The sequence below is a fragment of the Enterococcus sp. HY326 genome (assembly GCF_026157065.1).
In the GTDB taxonomy this organism is placed as follows: domain Bacteria; phylum Bacillota; class Bacilli; order Lactobacillales; family Enterococcaceae; genus HY326.
Map to the genome: position 1 here is coordinate 181334 of NZ_JANLGQ010000005.1, position 18813 is coordinate 200146.

17 protein-coding genes are annotated in these 18813 nt (G+C 41.3%); 9 read left to right on the top strand and 8 right to left on the bottom strand.

The annotated features are described in order from the left end of the window. Positions 1-4 precede the first annotated feature (4 nt). The 3 genes from ORH16_RS13650 to ORH16_RS13660 form a co-directional block, all read right to left on the bottom strand. Positions 5-640 (bottom strand): hypothetical protein, encoded by a 636-nt coding sequence (locus ORH16_RS13650; RefSeq protein ID WP_265459404.1) that lies wholly within the window; start codon positions 638-640, stop codon positions 5-7. 212 nt (positions 641-852) lie between these two features. Beyond that, positions 853-2208, bottom strand: a complete 1356-nt coding sequence (locus ORH16_RS13655; RefSeq protein ID WP_265459405.1) for a dihydrolipoyl dehydrogenase family protein — start codon at positions 2206-2208, stop codon at positions 853-855. Positions 2209-2348: 140 nt separating this feature from the next. After that, positions 2349-3071 carry a hypothetical protein gene (locus tag ORH16_RS13660; protein ID WP_265459406.1) on the bottom strand — a complete coding sequence of 241 codons (723 nt, stop codon included), beginning with the start codon at positions 3069-3071 and terminating at the stop codon, positions 2349-2351. 593 nt (positions 3072-3664) lie between these two features. On the opposite strand from ORH16_RS13660, the gene ORH16_RS13665 reads away from it, so the two are divergent. Next, complete coding sequence (locus ORH16_RS13665; RefSeq protein WP_265459407.1) at positions 3665-5032, top strand: glycoside hydrolase family 1 protein; 1368 nt, start codon at positions 3665-3667, stop codon at positions 5030-5032. A 72-nt stretch (positions 5033-5104) separates the two neighbouring features. Here ORH16_RS13665 and ORH16_RS13670 read toward each other — a convergent pair whose 3' ends face one another. Then, positions 5105-5695: a TMEM175 family protein gene (locus ORH16_RS13670; protein WP_265459408.1), complete on the bottom strand. Its 591-nt coding sequence runs from the start codon at positions 5693-5695 to the stop codon at positions 5105-5107. 181 nt (positions 5696-5876) lie between these two features. Here ORH16_RS13670 and ORH16_RS13675 point away from each other — a divergent pair, with 181 nt between their 5' ends. The 4 genes from ORH16_RS13675 (at position 5877) to ORH16_RS13690 (ending at position 10640) form a co-directional block, all read left to right on the top strand. Beyond that, positions 5877-6077, top strand: coding sequence for a hypothetical protein (locus tag ORH16_RS13675; protein ID WP_265459409.1), 201 nt, complete (start codon positions 5877-5879; stop codon positions 6075-6077). Positions 6078-6411: 334 nt separating this feature from the next. After that, a complete protein-coding gene (locus ORH16_RS13680; RefSeq protein ID WP_265459410.1) occupies positions 6412-8274 on the top strand; it encodes a beta-glucoside-specific PTS transporter subunit IIABC in 1863 nt (620 codons plus the stop codon). Positions 8275-8315: 41 nt separating this feature from the next. Then, entirely contained in the window at positions 8316-9779 is a 1464-nt protein-coding gene (locus ORH16_RS13685) for a glycoside hydrolase family 1 protein (protein WP_265459411.1), read from the top strand. Positions 9780-9800: 21 nt separating this feature from the next. Further along, positions 9801-10640 carry a PRD domain-containing protein gene (locus ORH16_RS13690; protein ID WP_265459412.1) on the top strand — a complete coding sequence of 280 codons (840 nt, stop codon included), beginning with the start codon at positions 9801-9803 and terminating at the stop codon, positions 10638-10640. Between the two features lie 195 nt (positions 10641-10835). Here ORH16_RS13690 and ORH16_RS13695 read toward each other — a convergent pair whose 3' ends face one another. Together ORH16_RS13695 and ORH16_RS13700 are read right to left on the bottom strand one after the other, a co-directional pair. Next, the gene (locus ORH16_RS13695) at positions 10836-11636 is read right to left on the bottom strand and encodes a TraX family protein (protein WP_265459413.1); all 801 of its coding nucleotides are present in this window, start codon (positions 11634-11636) and stop codon (positions 10836-10838) included. 203 nt (positions 11637-11839) lie between these two features. Then, a complete protein-coding gene (locus tag ORH16_RS13700; protein WP_265459414.1) occupies positions 11840-12658 on the bottom strand; it encodes a ZIP family metal transporter in 819 nt (272 codons plus the stop codon). A gap of 185 nt (positions 12659-12843) precedes the next feature. Between ORH16_RS13700 and spxB the strand changes: the two genes are divergently transcribed. After that, positions 12844-14568, top strand: coding sequence for a pyruvate oxidase (spxB, locus tag ORH16_RS13705; protein WP_265459415.1), 1725 nt, complete (start codon positions 12844-12846; stop codon positions 14566-14568). Positions 14569-14623: 55 nt separating this feature from the next. Here spxB and ORH16_RS13710 read toward each other — a convergent pair whose 3' ends face one another. Further along, positions 14624-14923 (bottom strand): Dabb family protein, encoded by a 300-nt coding sequence (locus tag ORH16_RS13710; RefSeq protein ID WP_265459416.1) that lies wholly within the window; start codon positions 14921-14923, stop codon positions 14624-14626. A 197-nt stretch (positions 14924-15120) separates the two neighbouring features. Between ORH16_RS13710 and ORH16_RS13715 the strand changes: the two genes are divergently transcribed. After that, positions 15121-15360, top strand: a complete 240-nt coding sequence (locus ORH16_RS13715; RefSeq protein ID WP_265459417.1) for a DUF2922 domain-containing protein — start codon at positions 15121-15123, stop codon at positions 15358-15360. An 89-nt stretch (positions 15361-15449) separates the two neighbouring features. Then, positions 15450-17069 carry an ABC-F family ATP-binding cassette domain-containing protein gene (locus tag ORH16_RS13720; protein ID WP_265459570.1) on the top strand — a complete coding sequence of 540 codons (1620 nt, stop codon included), beginning with the start codon at positions 15450-15452 and terminating at the stop codon, positions 17067-17069. Between the two features lie 57 nt (positions 17070-17126). Here ORH16_RS13720 and ORH16_RS13725 read toward each other — a convergent pair whose 3' ends face one another. Further along, positions 17127-17996, bottom strand: coding sequence for a DegV family protein (locus ORH16_RS13725; RefSeq protein ID WP_265459418.1), 870 nt, complete (start codon positions 17994-17996; stop codon positions 17127-17129). A gap of 250 nt (positions 17997-18246) precedes the next feature. Here ORH16_RS13725 and ORH16_RS13730 point away from each other — a divergent pair, with 250 nt between their 5' ends. Then, on the top strand, positions 18247-18810 hold the full coding sequence (locus tag ORH16_RS13730; RefSeq protein WP_265459419.1) for a hypothetical protein: 564 nt from the start codon (positions 18247-18249) through the stop codon (positions 18808-18810). Positions 18811-18813 lie beyond the last annotated feature (3 nt).

Consider the following 18813-nt stretch of genomic DNA (forward strand, 5'->3'; position numbering starts at 1 on the left):
CTCTTTAAAAAAAACAATATAGATAGGCAAATAAATAGAGTATCGCCAGAAAAATACTAGATAAAAAGTGCAGTTGAAACATCACTGCCATTGAAAATGCGATTGGCAGTGGTCTAAATCGCTGCGACTTGATTAAATCAACCAAAGGAATCAAGCACAGCGGCAGCAAAACCGCTCCCCAGCTGGAATACCCCTGCCGGATGACCCAATAGGAAACAGCGTAGGTTGTCATATAAATTACACTGAAATTCCGTGCCAGCTGCTCTCTTATTGCCATTTTTCTTAATAAAAAATATATAGACAATCCTGCCGTTAAAAAGAGCAGGAAATTAGTAATAATTTGAAACCTATACCATGACTGACACAGCAGCAAAATCAGTCCAAAGAAATAAGAAAATATCTGTGAATACACGGGCGTGACTATTCGGCCAGTCTGTTGAAAGCCATAGAGGGAAATGAAAAACTGGAAATCCTGCTGTTCAATCTGCTGCGCTGTGTCAAAGAAGCGATTGAAATGGAAGATGGCATCCGACCCGATAATCATCTTACCGGAAATAATTTGCGGCAGTACTAAAACAAAGCTAACAAGAAAAATAATTCCTATATTTTTTGATATTGGCTTTTTGAAAAATTTACGCAACCCATTTACCCCTTACTAATCATAGTTGGTCAGTTTCTGCCCTTACTTGATTTATTATACTATAAAGGTGCGCGGAGCTTTTTGATGTTAATTTTTTCATATCACATCTAACAGCCTAAGCGAAATTTATTGGTCTACAAAAAAAGCCCAACGACAATAGCCGCTGAGCTAAAATTTTGACTTGTTTATTAATGATAATTTTATCGAATTTCTTAGACTAAGCTATTGTATAAGAAAAATAACATTTCGCTCGTAACTGGATGGCTGTAAGTTAAATTCGTCAGTGATTCATAAGGCAAATTTTCTCTCATAGCTAAGCTGAGTAAGTTAATAACCTCTGGCGAATTTTCAATATACAGCGTTGCGCCTAAAATTTGGTGAGTCTCCTTGTCCACCACCGTTTTCATAAATCCTGTAGTGTCACCGGTAATTCTGGAACGCAGGGTGCCTGATGCCGGTAAAAAGCTCGTTAAAACATTGGCTTTGTCAACTTGTTCTTCATGGACACCGATTGAAGCCACTGGTGTGTTTAAAAACAAAACTAGTGGATAGACCGCTTGTTCTTTGGAGACGGTCAGTTGTTTTTCACCATATAAAAAGTCCGCAATAATGCGATTATCAGAAAGAGAAATATAGGTGAATTGGCCACCGCCTTTGACATCTCCTTCAACAAAGATGTGAGGAATATTGGTTTGCAGGTGGTCGTTGTATTTGATACCTTTGTCATCGTACTCGACACCAGCCGCTGCCAAATTTAGGCCCTCGGTTTGTGGACGCCGGCCGGTAGCAACTAGAATTGCGTCGGCTTTAATGCTTAGGGGTTCTTTTTCTCCAAGAGTAAATAGCACCTCAGCATCATGGGAGCCATCAACAATTTCTTCAATCGTTGCGCCTGAGAAAATCCGAATGCCTTCTGCAGTCAAATTTGCTAAAATTGCGTCGGCGGTTTCCCGGTCATATTTCGGCAAAAAGCTTGTGTAAGTGTCTAAAACAGTGACTTGCGTACCAAAGTTATTATAAATCGTCGCCATTTCCAAGCCGATGGCTCCGCCACCAATAATGGTTAAACGATCCGGCAAATCAAATAATTCCATAATACTAGTGCTATCATATGCGTATTTACTATCTTTTAATCCGCTGATTTCTGGATAAGCGGTGGTGGCTCCGGTATTAATAATAATTCGTTCTCCGAATAAGATGGTTTCGTTACCAGCCGCATCCGTCACCTTTACATGATGCTCATCAACAAAAGAGGCTTTGCCATTAATAATATCTGCTCCGCCATCAGCAATCATATGGTAACCGACAGAACGTAAATCCTCAACAGTCGCCATTTTTTCTAGCACGGCTTGACGATAATTTTCTTTTTGCGAGAGTGCTTGATCAGGATGTTGTGAAGCATACAAAAGTTCTTTAGAAGGAATACAGCCTATTGTGAAACAGGTACCTCCATAGCGCTTACGACTTGCCTCAATCACAGCCACGCTTTCTCCGCGGGCGGTCATGGTATTAGCCAATACTTTAGGTCCTTGGCCGAAGCCGATAATAATATTATCATAATTTTTCATGGGTCATCCTCCTGTCCTGATTCGTGTTGCCAGTATACTACCGAAATAAAAAAGAAGTAACTCATTAGCCTTAGCCAATGAGTTACAGGTGAGTTGAAAAAGAGAATCCTCTCTCAATTTTTATTTAATGACAGGTCTGATTAGTTTAAGTCTTCTTTGACTTCTGTGTAAAGGTCAGCCCGTTTACCAGAGGTTGCCAATGTAGAAAGAGCAGCAGAAGCAGTGTGGTCAAAGCTAGTTTCTTTCATGTCAGTTACTTCCCAAACACCAGAAGAGAATGGCGTTTCATAGTCGCCAGTTGAAGTATTTTCAATGGTGATTACATACATATCATTTTCCATTGTCACAGTTGCTTTCAAATAGTTATCAGAAGTACCATACATTAAATCGCCATCGTTAGCTGTCACTGCTGTTGAAGTTGTTGCATCAGGAGCGGCGAACAAAGCGATTTGGTCAGTGATGTCTACTGTGTCAGCGTCATCAAACATAGAAGAGCTCAAGGCAATGCCATCTTCAGATTCAGGGGCAAAGTACCAGCCTTTTTCACCAGAAGCTGCGTGCATAAAGGCAAAGTGTAAATATTCTTCGCTGCTAGAAGCCGGCACTTCAAAAGTTACTGTATCACCAGGTAAAGTAATTTCTGTTGCAGAACCATCTGAACTTGTATCGCTACCGATAATTTCGCCAGCTGTTGCACTTGTAGCAGTTGCTTCACTAGAAGAGCTTGTGCTCATGGAAGAACTCATAGAAGTCGATTCACTTGTGCTGCTTGAGCTGGAAGAAGTTGTGCTTGATCCACAAGCTGCTAATAAAACTGTTAAGGCTACAAGGCTAACCCCGCTAATAATTGCTTTTTTAAACATAATGTAACATCTCCTTTATTTTTGTACGACTGAGTACGTTCATTAGTCTATTCCCCGGCTCTTTTTTCGTCAAAACCTTGACTTGCATCTGCTTTTTAGCAAATTAGTTTTTTCTTGCTCATCAGATTCAACTGTACAAAAATTATTGAAATATGAATAAAATATAGCGATTTTCTTTAAAAATCTTTCGAAAAAGAATAATTCCACTAAAAAATAAAACTTGTTAGTCACCCCTGTCATTTTTAGCTAAATCTATAAAAAAAGTGAACGCAGACAACTTGATTCAATATAGTTTAAATAGAAACCGTTTTAATTACGATCATTATTATTTATCATCCATTGTCTAAAAAGAAAGCTAGCTTTGATTAGATGACGAGACGATAATTTCTTTTAGCTGCTTAATATTTCATCGTAAGACCAACAGACGTACTTGATTGTAATATCTTTTATATTCAGCCAAGTGCAGCTCACCCTACTGATATATCAAATAGAATTATTTAAATTTTCAACGTCTATCAGAACAACTTAACTCAACACTACAAAGTAAGCGGATTCTATTTTATAATAAAGTTATCAATGAAAGGAGCGTTTGCATGAATACTTTTCCAAAGGATTTTTTATGGGGGGCGTCCACCAGTGCTTATCAAGTAGAGGGGGCTTGGAATGAAGATGGCAAGGAGCCGTCCGTTCAAGATGTCCGGCCGCCAGTTCCGGGAACCACGGATTTTAAGGTTGCCTCTGATCACTATCATCATATGAAAGAAGATGTTCAATTATTTAAAGAGTTGGGCTTGAAGGCTTATCGTTTTTCGATTGCTTGGACGCGGGTGCTGCCTAATGGCAAACTCAATCCTGCGGGGTTGCAATTTTATCAGGAGTTAATTGATGAGCTGCTGGCTAATGGCATCGAACCTATTCCAACGGTTTTTCATTTTGATTTGCCGGCTTCGCTACAAGCGCAAGGTGGTTGGAGCAATCGGAAGACAATTGATGCTTTTGTCGAGTATTGCCAAGTACTTTTTGATAATTTTGGTGATCGAATCAACTATTGGCAGACAATTAATGAACAAAACATGTTGGTGTTTGCCGGTGCAGCCATCGGCGGCGAGCAAGCCGATTGGAAGGATGTCTTTCAGGGCAATCACCATATGCTAGTGGCGCAAGCCAAAGTGATGAAACTTTACCATGAGGGCCATTATCCTGGCAAAATTGGCCCGGCACCAAACATCGCCTGTGTGTATCCCAAAACAGAAGCGCCAGAGGATATGCTGGCGGCAGAATATATGTCGGCTATTCGCAATTGGCTGTTCTTGGATGCAGCTGTTTTTGGCACCTATAACACTATGGCTTGGCATATTTTAGAAACGCTCCACGCAGCACCTGAAGTGACTGAAGAAGACCGCGAAATCATGCTGGCGGGCACCGCTGATTTTATCGCTTTTAATTATTATAATTCGATGACCGTTTCCGGAGCGAATACCAAAGGAGGCGGTGCTAAAGATCAGCAATCTGGTTTTTCACTACCGGGCTTTTTCCAAATGGAACAAAACGAGCAGCTGCAAACCACGGCTTTTTCTAAATGGGCCATTGATCCAGTGGGCCTGAGAACCACAGCACATCAAATTTATAGCCGTTATCGGCTGCCGTTGTTAATTACGGAAAACGGCTTAGGTCAAGAGGATATCTTGACTGAAGATGGTCAGGTGCATGATGATTACCGGATTGACTATTTGAATGACCATATCCAACAGGTCTACTTAGCGATTCAAGATGGCGTTGAATTATTCGGCTATTGCCCGTGGAGCGCCCTTGATTTAATCAGTACCCATGAAGGCTACAAAAAACGTTACGGCTTTATTTATGTCAACCGAGATGATTTTGATTTGAAGGATTTAAAACGCTATAAAAAAGATAGTTTCTATTGGTATCAAAAAGTCATTCAGGATAATGGCTTAGCTTAATTTATTAAAATAAAAACCAGCTGCCGCTATGGAAACCTAAATTGCTTTAGGACCACAGGAGCAGCTGGCTTTTTATTTGCCGGCGTACTTATCGATATTTTCTTCAATTTTCTTTTGCGGCACTGCCCAGATGAGCAGCACCAAAGTATTGATGACAATCACCAGAATTGGCGCCACAAAGTAGCCTAAGAGCAGGCCTAAAATATTAGCACCAATCGAAATAAATAATTTCGTATGGTCGCTATTCAGCACACCAATCGCCGAATTTTTGCCGTTGGCCTTCACCAGAGTCGTATTTAAAATATAATACGCTACATTGGCGCCAAGGGTAACAAAACCGTAAACAGCTTGCGGCGGCCAAGCGAAAAGGCCTTCTCCTACCCAAGCCGTCGCAAAAGGAAATAGCGACAAGGTGAAAATCAAAAAGTTATTGGCCCATAAGACTTTACCGTTGATTCGGTGAACAATTTGAAACATGTGGTGGTGATTGTTCCAATAAATGGCTAGAGTGACAAAGCTGATGACATAGACCAAAATCTTATGTTCTGACTCAAAAAAAGCACTCCAAGTCGGCTCGCTGGGGGTAGCGATTTCTAACACCAGCAAAGTCATGACAATGGCAATCACCGCATCGGTAAAAGCCTCAATCCGTGTTTTTGACATTTTTATCTCCTCACATCTCTCTCTTATCTAATTTCATATTTTAGGCTTTTTCAGCTTTTTTTGCGAGATTTTACTCTTTTAAGAGGTCTGAGAAGAAAATCAGTCTTTAGATGGATGTCGATAACACGCGTTCTTGTTAAAGTATATATATACTAATTCAAGAGAAATGAGGCAGATTATTATGAGAAGTTCATCCCCTATTGTCAATATATTAAAAGTTATCGGTTTGTTTATCGTGGCAGGTATTGTCTTAAATATCCTCTTTGGTTTAATCGGCGGTATCCTCTGGGTGGCTGTGAAAATTGCTCTGCCAATCGCTCTAGCTATTTGGCTGGTTCGCTGGCTGACAACACCAAAAGACTCCCGCCGCAGATATTATTAAACACTGCGAGCTCGGTTCACATAAAATTTAACTCACGTACTTCCTTCTAGCGGGAGTACGTGAGTTTTTTTATTCGCAACAGCCTTTTTGTTTCAGTGGAAAATCTCCACATTTTGTAAACAACCTAAAATAATTAAAAAAATGTTTGCGTTTCCAAATAATTGTGCTATGATACATACATATTAATTACAGGCATGTGACTGGTAATGCAGGCAGGACCTAAATAAGTTGTTAGTCTAATTCTCTAGGGATGGACTGTCGATTTATTTAAGTGCTGCCTTTTTTGCGTCCATTCGGCCAAGTGGATGCAGACAAATTAGAAAAGAGGGATTGTATGAACTACCAAGAAACAGCAAAAGAAATCGTTCAAGAAATTGGCGGGAAAGAAAATGTCTCCCATTTGGAGCATTGCTCCACTAGATTGCGTTTTACTTTAAAAGACAGCAAGAAGGCTGATAAAGCGGCGCTGGAAAATATCGACGGCGTGATGGGTGTGCGCCAAAATGTGCAGACCCAAGTTATCATCGGCAATGAAGTTGTCGAAGTCTTTGATGAAGTTAAAAAACTAATCGGTGACACAGTAGACACTGGCGGCTCAGAAAATAATGGCCCCAAAGAAAAACAAAAAATTGGCGCCGTTGTACTTGATTTTATTATTTCCGTTTTCCAACCTTTGATTCCAGCGATTGCCGGTGGCGGAATTTTACGTTCGCTTTTATTATTAGCTTCCCTGTTGGGCGTGATGAGCGACCAAAGCTCGACTTATCAAGTCTTGTATCAAGTCGGCGGCGCTCCCCTTTACTTTTTACCGATTCTCGTAGCGATTACGACCGCCAAGAAATTAAAGGTCAATGAGCTTGTTGCGGTCTCAGTTGTCGGCGTGATGATTTTACCAAGCTTGACAGCGATGATTTCAGAAGGAACCTCATTGTTATCCTTTGGTATTGAAAACATTGACTATGGCTCCCAAGTATTTCCAGCCATCTTAACGGTTCTGTTTTATTCTGTTATGGAAAAATTCTTCACTAAATATTCCTTCAAAGCCATTCGGATTTTCTTTGTGCCGATGATGAGCTTGTTGATTACAGCGCCAGTTGCCCTATTAATTTTAGGACCACTTGGCTTTAACGTCGGAACGGCCTTTTCTAGTATAATTGTTGCCTTATATGAAAACTTAGGCTGGGTGGCAACTGGTTTACTGGCTGCCGTTTTACCATTGATGGTCGTAACCGGGATGCACAAAGCGATGATTCCTTATGCGGTTTCCTCTATGAGCGAGCTGGGGATGGAACTACTTTATCTGCCGGCTTCATTGGCTCATAATATTTCTGAATCTGGTGCTTGTTTTGCTGTCAGCTTGAGAACAAAGGATAAAAAATTACGGGCAACAGCCATCTCAGCCGGAATTTCTGCTTTGTTTGGTATTACTGAACCCGCTTTGTATGGAGTGACAATTCTCCATAAACGTGTGTTATACAGCGTGATGCTTTCCAGTTTAATCGGCGGTGCTGTTGCTGGGATTACAGCAATTCGGGCCTTCGCTTTAGTCGGACCTGGTTTAGCTAGTATCACGATGTATGCTGATCCAAGTAATGCGATGAATCTAGTTTGGGCTTTTGTCGTCTTCGGTCTTTCCTTTGCGCTATCCTTTGTCTTTGTCTTAGTTTCCTTTAAAGATGCCAAAGCAGCAGAAGCTACGCCGGAAGAAACAACTTTGCCGCAAAATTTAACAGCTGATTATACAGAAACATTGATGAGTCCTGTAACTGGTAAAGTCATTCCCTTGTCAGAAGTTAAAGATGATGTATTTTCCAGCGGCATGGTCGGCGGCGGTGTCGGCATTATTCCAGAAGAAGGAAAATTATATGCCCCAGCTGACGGTGAAGTGACGATGGTTTTTGAAACTGGTCATGCCTTAGGTTTACGTTTAGACTGTGGTGCTGAAATTTTATTCCATATCGGCCTTGATACTGTCCAAATGCAAGGCACTGGCTTTACTCCGAAAGTTCAAGCGGGCGACCATGTGAAAAAAGGCCAATTACTGATTGAATTTGATATTCAAGCGATTCAAGCAGCCGGCTTTGATGATACAGTCATCTATGTGGTGACCAATCAAGATAAATTTACGGTTGAACCACTGCAGGAAGATACCAATGTCACCAATGAATCAAAATTATTAACGATAAGTTTAGCTTAAAAAAAGAATCTCAATAGTGTAAAATACAAAGGAGAAATATTATGACAAACAATGCATTTCCAAAAGGATTTTTATGGGGTGGCGCCATTGCCGCTAATCAAGTTGAAGGTGGCTGGAACGTTGACGGCAAAGGCATGTCTGTCGCTGATATCGCCTCTTACAAGCCCAATGTTGACAACACCAATTATGCGGCCCACTGGGAAGTGACCACTGAATCAATTGAAGCGGCGATTGCAGATAAAACCGACAAATGGTATCCAAAACGCCGAGGCATTGATTTTTATCATCGCTATCAAGAAGACTTAGCTTTGTTTGCTGAGATGGGCTTTAAAACACTGCGCCTATCTATCGCTTGGACGCGCCTGTTTCCGACTGGCGAAGAATTGGAACCAAACGAGGCCGGTGTCGCTTTTTACGAAAATGTTTTTAAGGAAATGAAACGGTTAAACATTGAACCGATTGTCACCTTGTCCCATTATGAAATGCCTGTTGCCTTGAGCTTAAATTATAATGGCTGGGTCAATCGCCGCGTAGTCGATGACTTTGTCCGCTTTGCGAATGTTTGTTTTGACCGCTTTGGAAAATATGTAAAATATTGGCTGACCTTTAATGAAATTGACAGCATCCATCGTCATCCCTTCACCACCGCCGGCATTATTCCCGACAAAAGTGCGGCCGGTCAATATGAAGCGGACATTTACCAAGCTTTGCATCATCAATTTGTAGCCAGTGCGCTGGTCACCAAAGATGCCCATGCAAAAATTCCCGGCAGCCAAGTCGGTTGTATGTTGACCAAGCTGATGACCTACCCATTAACCTGTGCGCCGCTGGATGTCGAGCTGACATTGAAGAAAAATTTAGAAAATGATTTCTATGCGGACGTACAAGTCTTTGGCAAATATCCAAAAATGATTTTGAAGGATTTGCAAAAACGCCACGTTATGCCAGAAATGGTTGTTGGTGATTTAGAAATATTAAAGGAGCACACCGTTGATTTTGTTTCCTTCAGCTATTACATGTCGATGGCTGAATCTGCTGACCCGAATGCAGAAAGAACACCGGGCAATACAGTATTGGGCGTGAAAAATCCTTACCTGCCTTCTACTGAATGGGGCTGGCAAATTGATCCGAAAGGCTTGAAAATTTCCTTGATTGAATTGTACGATCGCTATCACTTACCTTTAATGATTGTTGAAAATGGTATGGGGGCTGTCGATAAAGTCGAGGATGGTAAAGTTCATGATGATTACCGGATGGAGTATTTCACCGCCCATTTCAAACAGATGAAAGAAGCGATTGATGAAGGTGTTGATTTAGTCGGCTACACTAGCTGGGGCCCGATTGATTTAGTCAGTGCCGGTACATCGCAAATGTCCAAGCGTTATGGTTTCATCTACGTCGATGCCGATGACGAGGGTAATGGTACCTATGACCGGCTGCGGAAGGATTCTTTTTACTGGTACCAAAAAGTAATTGAAACAAACGGAGCTTATTTAGCAGAATAATTTTTTAAGGGAGGTGAACTGGTGAGCGTTATCAAAAAAGTTCTCAACAGCAGTGTGGTCCTCGTCGAAAAAAACGGCCAGGAAATGATTGCGCTGGGCAAAGGTATCGGCTTTGGCAAAAAAGCCGGCGAAGAAATTTCTGATGAACAGGTGGACAAGATTTTTTTAGAAGCTGACGAACAGAAACCGTCCCAACTTGCAGAACTGGTGGGGGAAATTCCCTTTGAATTTTTTGAATTGACCCGTGACATCATCCAAGATGCCCAAGAAAAGTTGGCAAAGGAGCTAAACAGCAATCTTTATTTGACTTTGACTGACCACCTGCATTTCGCCGTCGAACGGGGCCAAGAAAACTTGCCAATTACCAACCGCCTCCATTGGGAAATTAAAAGCTATTATCCAAAAGAGTTTGCCGTGGCTTTAACCGCTCTGGAAAAACTCAACCAAAAATATCAGATTGACCTGCCAGAAGAAGAGGCTAGCAACATCGCCTTTCATTTGATTAATGCCCAAGTCAGCCAAACTGATACAGCTGATGGCTTTCGCTATGCCAAGATGACCGGCGAAATCGTCAACCTAGTTCGTTACTCGATTCAAAGGGAATTGGATACAGATTCCCTGCATTACACACGTTTTATCACCCATGTGCGTTTTTTCGTGGAACGTTTCTTTTCAGAGAGTCTTTTACACGAAGGCGAAACCGCCCTCCACGACCAGATGTGGAATCTATTTCCTGAAGCGGCCGAAATTGCCGTCAAGGTTCGGGACTTTTTGGAGAAAACATACAAAAAAACAATTCCCAACGAAGAAACATTTTATCTGGCTGTCCATATCAATCGCTTGTTGAAGCATATGAGTTAGTAGATTTGTAAAAACCATCCTAGAACAGACCGGCTAAGCTGAAAGCCAATGTTCTGGATGGTTTTTTGTTATGAGATTAAATCTTCTACGTCTACAAAAATCTGAAAAAAAGTTAGCCAATTGAAGCGGTTATTCGAGAAAAAACCTCCCGAATTGCTTTCAGCACCTCGGGAGGTCAACACTATCTACATTCGCTTAAGCATTTATTGCCATTAAAATATCCCGCAGCACATAAATAATAATCAAGTGTAGTGGGTAAAAATAATAAAACAAATTTTTCTGCCACGCAGCACCGCTGCCGCCCCGTTGGCCATTGTAAAAATAAATAAATGGCAACACGGTAATCATCATAAATTCATTGTCAAAGGTTAGAACTTGATAAAGACTGCCCATCTCTGGCAACGAAAGGAAATTGAAGAGGCCATGAGCCAAAAGCAGTCCGCTAAACAAGGAGACGCCAAGGGCAATCTTGCCGAATTGCCCCCTAAAGAAATAAAAAATCAGCGCCATCACCAGCTCATACGGTCCGCCTTCACTGAGCAGTAAAAATGGCAGTATCAAAATTAGTGCCAAACTCAGCAGAATTCTTTTTTGCCAACTGAGACCTTTTTTCAAAATGGTTTCTAAGAGCCAAATCAGCGCAAACAATAATGCCAGTGTCATAAAAATATTTTGCCCTTGCAACAGTAGGAAAATATCAAACTCACCCGTGTAGGGATTAACAAAACTGGTTTGTGTTATCAAATTGTGGGCTATATTGATGCCATACATGCCGATGCCGCCGATAAATAGTCGCAGAAAGTATCGCTGGCGATTACTGGTATGATGAAAGCCCTCAACAAGCATAAACACAAACAGTGGTGCAACAAAGCGGCCTAGTAATGAAACCCAGAGCGGCCAACCTAAAAAATTTCCTAAATAACTATTTACATGGTCAATCACCATAAAGATGATGCCGATTATTTTCAAATCAAAACCTGATAAAAACTTCTGCATAACTTTCCTCCTGCTTTTTTTAACTTTCACAGTGTAGCACGAAGTTTTCCTGGGAAAATCCTTTTCTCGGCTGATTTTTAAGTCAGCCTTAAGATGGAGTTAGCGGAAACACTTTGCTCCAAAAAACAACTGAAAAATCTGCAAAGACAAAAAAAGTCTGGTGAAATGATTGGAACATTTCACCAGACTTTTTCATTCATTTTTTACCCTAAAGCGACATCCAAAATCATCATAATCAAAAAGCCGACCATCACACCGAAGACCGCAAAATGGCGGCGGCTAGTAATGCTTTGTTGGGCTTCGGGAATTAATTCCTCCACCACCACATAAATCATTGCGCCGGCTGCAAAGGCTAGCGCATACGGTAAAAGCACCGTCACTCGACTGACCAATAAAGCACCGATAATGCCGGCAATCGGTTCAACAATGCCTGAAGCTTGGCCGTAAAGAAATGATTTCCAACGGCTGAGGCCTTCTTGCCGCAACGGAATCGAAACAGCGGCACCTTCTGGAAAGTTTTGAATCCCAATTCCTAAAGCTACCGAGATGGCGGCTAGGACGGCGGCGTTTGGATTATCCGCAGAGGCTGCTGCCCCAAAAGCTACTCCGACAGCCAGCCCTTCAGGAATATTGTGAAGTGTAATTGAAAAAACTAATAAAATTGTTCGTTTTAAGTGGGTTGGTAAGCCCTCAGTTTCATGATTCGGTCCGAAATGCATGTGGGGAATCGTCTTGTCTGAGATATACAGAAATAATCCGCCTAAACCAAAGCCAATAGCCACCACTAACCAAGCAATGTCACCATTTTCCTCCGCTCGAGCAATTGCTGGATCTAATAGCGACCAAAAGCTGGCCGCAATCATCACGCCAGAGGCAAAGCCCAGCATAAAATTCAAGACTTCCTTTTTGATATTTTTAAAAAAGAAGACCAGTCCCGCTCCAAAAGCGGTCATTAAATAAGTGAAACCCGTCCCCACCAGCGCCTGCTGCCAAGGACTTAATGCAAATAACCACGCCAACATAATTTCCCCTCCTTTTTCATTTCCTCAAAAATAAAAAGTCAAATTAATAGCTAACCCAAGAGTACCATATTAGAAAACGAATTTCTAGGCTTGCCTAAATTATTTGAGAGCATTTGTTTTCTTTTAAAAATTATCCGCGTTATAATGACCTCAGAAATTCTAAAAAAGATATTGGAGTGATAGAAATGGCAAACAAAATTAATGCCGGTGTCGCAATGATCAAAGTCTTCGAATCTTGGGGAATTGACCATATCTATGGAATACCTGGCGGCTCATTTAATTCAACGATGGACGCTTTGTATAAAGAACGAGAATCAGTTAAATACATTCAAGTACGTCACGAAGAAGTCGGTGCCCTTGCCGCTGCTGCTGATGCCAAATTAACTGGCAAAGTTGGAGCTGTCTTTGGTTCAGCTGGACCAGGCGCCACTCATTTAATCAACGGCTTATACGATGCCCAAATGGATCATGTGCCCGTTATCGCCTTATTAGGTCAAGTTGCTTCAACAGCGATGAATTATAATTCCTTCCAAGAATTAAATGAAAATCCAATGTTCGCTGACGTCAGTGTGTACAACCGCACTGTTATGACACCAGAAAGTCTGCCCCACGTTGTCGATGAAGCGATTAAAGCAGCTTATAAATACAACGGCGTTGCAGTCGTGACCATCCCTGTTGATTACGGTTATGCAGAAATTGATGATTTAGAAATTTCAACTGCTAAAAATCATAAAAAAGGTGTCATTCAACCAGATGAAGCGGATTTGAAAGCTGTCTTGCCTTTGATTGAAGCCGCTAAAAAACCAGTCTTGTACGTTGGCCAAGGTGTCCGTGGCGGAGCAGATGCGGTGCAAGCCTTCTCTGAACATTTTTCAATGCCAGTGGCTGCCGCTGTATTAGCCAAAGGAATTATTCCTGACAGCTATCACAACTTTTTAGGCTTTGCTGCCAGAGTGGCAACTAAACCCGCCAACGAAGCTTTAGCTGACGCTGATTTTATTTTATTTGTCGGCAGTGATTTCCCATTTGCTGCATATTTCTTTAACCCAGCTGCAAAATTTGTTCAAATTGATATTGATGCTTCCAAATTTGGCCGCCGTCACAAAACTGATTTAACTGTACTTGGCGATGGCGCAACGGCTTTACGTAAATTAGTAGAATTTGGTAAAGCTCGACCAGCGGATGCTTGGTTAGCTGCTAATCAAAAAAACATTGTCAATTGGCGGGCTTGGTTACAAAGCCGCGCAGATGTGACCGAAGGCGATTTAACGCCAGAACCAGTTTACAAACAAGTTAAACGTATCGCCGAAGACAACGCTGTTTTTGTCACAGATGTTGGTAACTCAACTATTCAATCAATTCGTAATTTAGATTTAAACGGTCAACAATTGCACACCACTTCTGGTTGGTTTGCAACGATGGGCAATGGTGTACCAGGCGGGATTGCCGCTCAATTAAGCTTCCCTGACCGCCAAGTCTTTACCTTCAGTGGTGATGGTGGTTTTGCGATGGTGATGCAAGACATCATCACCCAAGCCAAATACAAATTGCCAATCATTAACATCGTCTTCTCCAATAATTCCTTTGGCTTTATTGAAGCCGAACAAGAAGACAGTGGCCAAAAAGAATTTGGTGTCTTCCTAGAAGGCGCTGACTTTGGTAAAGCCGGCGAAGCCCTAGGTGCAAAAGGCTTCACTATTACTGAAATTTCTCAACTGCCAGCCGCCTTTGATGCAGCTAAAAACAGTGATGGCCCAGTTGTAATTGATGTCAAAATCAAAAATGATCGTCCATTACCGGTGGAAGATTTACATTTAGACCCTGACAAATTCCCTGCAGACGAAATTGCCGCCTTCAAAGAACGTTATGGCGTGCATGACCTGCCAACATTAAATGAATTGTTGAAATAAACAGGTAAAATAAAAAAGGAGCCCAGCGATTTTACACATCGCTGAGCTCCTTTTTTTAGACTTCAAAATCGACACAGATTCGATTTTCTACTACGCTACTAGCCCAATTGCTCACCCGTACATGCTCCGGATGAATTTGATAAGCAGCTAAAGTTTCCACACTTTCAAATAAGCTGTAGAGCACCACATCATGATTACTAGTTGGCAATACATCCAAAATCACTTCAATCGCGATAATACCCGGAACTATCTCATGTAACGATTCCAAATCTCGCTTCATTTTTTCAGCATTCTCTCTTTTTTCGGTCGTAGAAGCCGCCTCTTTTAGATTCCAGCTAACAATGTGTCTAATCATGCTATTAACCCCTTTTTCTATATCATCTAGTTTACTATACTTAATTTCCCATTTACTTAATAGCTAAGATTTTCCAAAAAGTAAAATTTCTCTCCCACAATTTCTTGATTTTTCCTTAAGAAAACTTTTCTCCGTTTATTTTCTTCCTTTAAAAATTGTGTTTATTGCGAAGACGAATTTTGAAAGGAATGAAGAAAATGTTAGAACTGCATTTAGAATTTGAAACAGCCAATGGGGAGTCGGAAACTTTGGTGGTGTATCAGCCAAATCCTGATTTGACGCCTAAGAAAATCATTGAGCGGATGCGGGAAATTTGCGACTGGCATGGCTTCCAGAAAAATTGCCAGCCACTTTTCACCGGGATTATCGGTGCCAAATATGTTGAGCGCAAGGAGGAACCAATTTTCAGACTGCTGGGTAAAGATTTGGACCTGTGAGGCTAGGCGCCTTGAAAGTTTCCCTTTTCCCCGCTATAATGCTTAGAGGCCCTGTGCCCACTACGAAAAAAAGCGAGGAAAATAATTCATTGATTACTGTAACTGATGTAAGTTTACAATTTCCTGATCGTAAACTTTTTGATGATGTCACGATAAAATTTACTCCCGGCAATTGCTACGGCTTAATCGGTGCCAATGGCGCTGGTAAATCAACCTTTTTAAAAATTCTTTCCGGCGAATTACAACCGACCACCGGTAATATTTCTTTAGGACCAAATGAACGGATGGCAACATTGCGTCAGAATCATTTCGACTATGAAAATGTTCCTGTGATTGAAACGGTGATGATGGGCCACAAACGCCTTTATGAAGTCATGAAGGAAAAAGATGCCATTTATATGAAGGAAGATTTTTCTGATGAAGATGGCATCAAAGCCGCTGAATTAGAAGGCGAATTTGCCGAACTAAATGGCTGGGAAGCTGAACCAGAAGCAGCTGTTTTGCTGCAGGGTTTGAATATTCCAGAAGAATTGCACCACCAAAACATGAGCGAACTGACAGCTGGTCAAAAGATTAAAGTCCTACTGGCTCAATCGCTTTTCGGCAAACCCGATGTCCTTTTACTAGACGAGCCGACTAACGGCTTGGATATTCAGTCAATCAACTGGTTGGAAGAATTTCTAATTAATTTTGAAAATACGGTCATCGTCGTTTCCCATGACCGCCACTTTTTAAACAAAGTCTGTACCCATATGGCCGACCTTGATTTCAGTAAAATTAAACTCTATGTCGGCAACTACGACTTCTGGTTAGAATCTAGCCAATTAGCAGCGCGCCTGCAAGCTGATTCCAATGCTAAAAAAGAAGAGCAAATTAAAGAATTACAAGACTTTATCGCGCGTTTTAGTGCGAACGCTTCGAAGTCAAAGCAAGCGACCTCCCGTAAAAAAATGCTGGATAAAATCACCTTGGATGATATTCAACCATCATCCCGCCGCTATCCTTTTGTCGGCTTCAAACCCGAAAGAGAAATCGGCAATGATTTATTGCAGGTAGACAATGTCAGTGTGACTATCGACGGCAAGAAAATCTTGGACAATATTTCCTTCACCTTAAACAAGGACGATAAAGTGGCCTTTGTTGCGGAAAATGATATTGTCACGACGACTTTATTTAAAGTTTTAATGGGAGAAATCACACCAGATACTGGCTCTGTCCGCTGGGGCGTGACCACCAGCCAAGCTTATTTACCGAAGGATTCAACTAGCGAATTTAATTCTGAGATGACGATTTTAGATTGGCTGCGACAATTTGCCTCAAAAGAAGAAGATGACAATACTTTCTTGCGCAGCTTCTTAGGTCGCATGTTATTTTCCGGCGATGAAGTCTTGAAACCAGTCAATGTTTTATCCGGTGGCGAAAAAGTTCGCTGTCTATTGTCCAAAATGATGCTGTCAAAAGCTAATGTTTTGGTTTTAGATGATCCGACTAACCACTTGGACTTGGAATCAATCACTGCTTTAAATGATGGCTTAATTGCTTTCACCGGCTCATTGTTGTTTGCATCCCATGACCATCAGTTTATTCAAACTTTGGCCAATCGGATTATTGCCATCTCCGATAAAGGCGTGGTTGACCGGGCGGAAACAACCTATGACGACTTCTTAGAAAATCCTGAAGTCCAAAAACAATTAGCCACAATGAAATAAAAAAATGAGGAGTGAAGTTAGCCTAAAAGCTAATTTTCACTCCTCGTTTTTTATTTGCTACTGTCTCACAGCGCCATATGAAAATAATGCGATGCAGCCATAACCCGTATGGCTGGTAATCGTTGGGCCTAATGGATATAAATCAAGGCCTTTGACCGGCAGCTGAGCTAAGACCATTTCTTTAACCTTCTCCGCACTTTCGTGGTCACCGGCATATGCTAATAATAATTGCTGTTGTTCTGGATGTTCAATCAAAGCAGTGGTTTCTTCGACAACTTTTTGCAGAGCTTTATTACGCCCGCGGGTTTTGCCGACATTTTGTAATTTTCCGGCAGCATCTACATTAATAATTGGCTTAACATTCATCAAACCGCCCAGAGTTGCTGCTGTTTTAGAAATCCGGCCACCACGATGCAGATGGTCCAAGTCATCAACAGTCACCCAAGATTGCACCGTCATTTTAATTTTTTCAAGTTCTGTCACGATTTCCGCTAAAGCTAATCCACTGTCTCTGAGTTCAGCTGCCTTCAAAACCAATAGGCCCTGCCCTAAGCTAGCCGCTAGCGTATCTAAAACATAAACTTGCGGGTCTTTATCATATTCCTCCCGCAGCATCTCTACGGCCTGCAGAGCGCTCTGATAAGAACCGCTCAATCCGGAAGAAAAGCACAGGTACAGCACCGGAATATTTTGATCCACATAGCCTTTAAAAAATTCTAAATAACGTCCGACATTAATTTGGGAAGTCGTCGGCTGCGAGCCCCGCTGAATCTCCGCCAAAAATTTCGGATAATCAAAGGTTTCCCCTAAGTCATCAGGATATTCATGGCCATCCATCTGCACCAGCATAGGAATAAACGTGACCGCCTTCTCCTGCAGAATTTGATAAGGAATATCACAGCAAGAATCCGTCATAATCTGATACATGGTTTCCCCCCTAAATACTTATTTGTAAATATCATACCATTTTTAATCAAATTTTTAACCTAATAACAATGAATTAAGTCTTCAAAATTAAAGAATAGCTAGAAATTTCTCCACTGGTTCAAAGAGAAAGCGATTTTAAATTTAGTTTATTCTTTTGCTATAATAAAAGTGCAGAATTATTAGTTTTGTTTACAAGTTGGCAATATCCTTCCACTAATCTAAAGGTACCAAATAAGAGGAGGAATAAAAAATGCAAAAATTATGGAAACAGGCATTACTGATTAGCTGTGGTGTAGTGGTAGTTTTTTTGGGTGGGGTATTTGGCTCACAATATCTAACAGAAAGAGCTTTAGCTGACGATACTGAAATTACTGAAATTTCAGCCGAAGATTGGGATCAAGGTGAGCCAAGCTTAGCAGATTTTTACTTAGTTGACTTGGGCTATCCCTCAGAAGTTATGACAAAATTTGCCGAAAAATTTAATGTCGATGTCAAGCAAGTTACCCAAAGCAGTTTAACTTCTGAACAATTCGACTATTTACAAGCCTTATCGCAATTTTATGCTTATCCGGAAGCGCCGATTTTGACTCGCAATCAGCTAGATATTGAAGATAAAAACTATCTCATGTCTTTGGAGGCAAGTTCCAGCGATACCATGGCAATGTCGCCTGAAGATGATTCAACCGGCGTGATTGAAGAAATTTTAGATACCCACGACATTGATTATGATGGTCAGGTTAAGGACTTGTCAGTTGAAATTATTTTAGAAATTAACGATGCCTTATATGAAGCATCCAGTCATCCTAAAGAGTAGGAG